This window comes from Microbispora sp. GKU 823 (genome assembly GCF_002027145.1).
Taxonomy (GTDB): Bacteria; Actinomycetota; Actinomycetes; order Streptosporangiales; family Streptosporangiaceae; genus Microbispora; species Microbispora siamensis.
Window position 1 is genome coordinate 1 of the sequence record NZ_MWJN01000235.1, and the last position, 1,896, is coordinate 1,896.

Below are 1,896 nucleotides of genomic sequence, written 5' to 3' on the forward strand. Positions count from 1 at the left end.
GCATCTGGGTCTGGTCGCGGCGCTGGTGCTGCTGGCGATCGTGGGCCTGGTGACCCGGCCGGAGAACTTCGCCACGTCCTCCAATTTGGTGAGCATCCTGGCGTTGGCCTCGACCATCGGGGTGATCACGGTCGGCATGACCTTCGTGATCATCGGTGGTGGCATCGACCTGTCGGTCGGGGCGTTGATGGCGTTGGCGTCGGTGTGGGCGACCACGCTGGCCACCCAGTCCTACGGGCCGGTCGTGATGATCGTTTGCGCGGTGCTGGTGGGCACCGGCGCGGGGTTGCTGAACGGGATCCTGATCTCCTACGGGCGGATGGTGCCGTTCATCGCGACGCTGGCGATGATGGTGGCGGGGCGTGGTCTGGCGCAGCGGATGTCCAACCAGCGCACGCAGCTGGTGCAGCCGGACAACTCGCTGATCGTCGATCTGTCCACCACGCGGGTGTTCGGGCTGCCGCTGCTGGTGTATGTGTTCGCGCTGGTGGTGCTGGTCGGCTGGGTGGTGCTCAACCGTACGACGTTCGGCCGGCGCACCTATGCGGTGGGCGGCAATCCCGAGGCGGCCCGTCTGGCCGGTATCGACGTGCGCAAGCACACGCTGATGCTGTACGCGCTGTCTGGTCTGTGCTGCGGGATCGCCGCGGTGCTGATCATGGCGCGGACCACGACCGGGTCGTCCACCCACGGCGACCTGTACGAGCTCGACGCGATCGCCGCCGTCATCATCGGCGGGACGCTGCTGAGCGGTGGCCGGGGCACGATCATCGGTTCGATCCTCGGTCTGCTGATCTTCACTGTGATCACCAACCTGTTCATCCTGAACGGTCTCAACACCGCCGACCAGCTCGTCGCCAAGGGCGCGATCATCGTCGTCGCCGTGCTGCTGCAGCGGCGCAGCCTCAAATCACGCACCTGAGAAACCACCACCTGTATTCCAAGGGAGAGTCATATGGACAAGAACCCCGGCCGCCGAGGCTTCCTGCTCGGCGGAGCCGTCCTCGGCGCGGGCGCCCTCGTCGCGGCCTGCACCAGCAACGAGCCCGCTGCGCAGGCGAGCGCGCCGGCCGCCGCCCCCGCGGCCGCGGCCACGGGCGGCAACGACGCCCCCGGCGAGAAGGTCGTCATCGGCTTCTCGGCTCCGGCCGCCGACCACGGCTGGATCGCGGCCATCGCCAAGAACGCGGCGGACGCGGCCAAGCAGTTCTCCGATGTGGAGTTCAAGCCGGTCGAGCCGACCAACGACATCAACCAGCAGATCTCGGCGGTGGAGTCGCTGATCCAGGCCAAGGTCAACGCGCTGGTGATCCTGCCGAACGACGGTCAGCAGCTCAACCAGGTCGCCCGGCAGGCGATGGACGCCGGTATCCCGGTGATCAACCTGGACCGTGTGTTCCCGGACAAGCTGTCGTACCGGACCTGGCTGGGCGGCGACAACTACGGCATGGGTGTGGCGGCCGGTCACTTCATCGGCAAGACGCTGAAGGACAAGGGCGTGTCGGACCCGGTGATCCTGGAGATCCAGGGCATCGCGACGCTGCCGCTGACGCAGGACCGCAGCAAGGGCTTCGCCGACGCGTTGAAGACCTACGGTTTCAAGGTGACGGCGCAGCAGGACGCCAAGTTCACGGTGGAGTCGGGCACGCAGGTGGCCAGCAACCTGCTGCAGGCGCACAAGAAGATCGACGCGATCTGGAACCACGACGACGACCAGGGCATCGGTGTGCTGGCCGCGATCAAGGAGGCCGGTCGTGACGAGTTCTTCATGGTCGGCGGCGCGGGCTCGGCCAACGCGATGCGTGACATCCAGGCCGACAACGGTGTGCTGAAGGCCACGGTCACCTACAGCCCGACGATGGCCGGCTCGGCGATCAAGCTGGCGCGACTGATCGC

The 1,896-nt window shown here is 67.1% G+C and carries 2 protein-coding genes; both read left to right on the forward strand.

From position 1 onward, the window contains the following. Positions 1–88 precede the first annotated feature (88 nt). Complete coding sequence (locus B1L11_RS44420; protein ID WP_256863445.1) at positions 89–922, forward strand: ABC transporter permease; 834 nt, start codon at positions 89–91, stop codon at positions 920–922. A 33-nt stretch (positions 923–955) separates the two neighbouring features. After that, positions 956–1,896: substrate-binding domain-containing protein (locus B1L11_RS44425; RefSeq protein ID WP_079321110.1), on the forward strand; the 941-nt coding region annotated here is incomplete at its 3' end.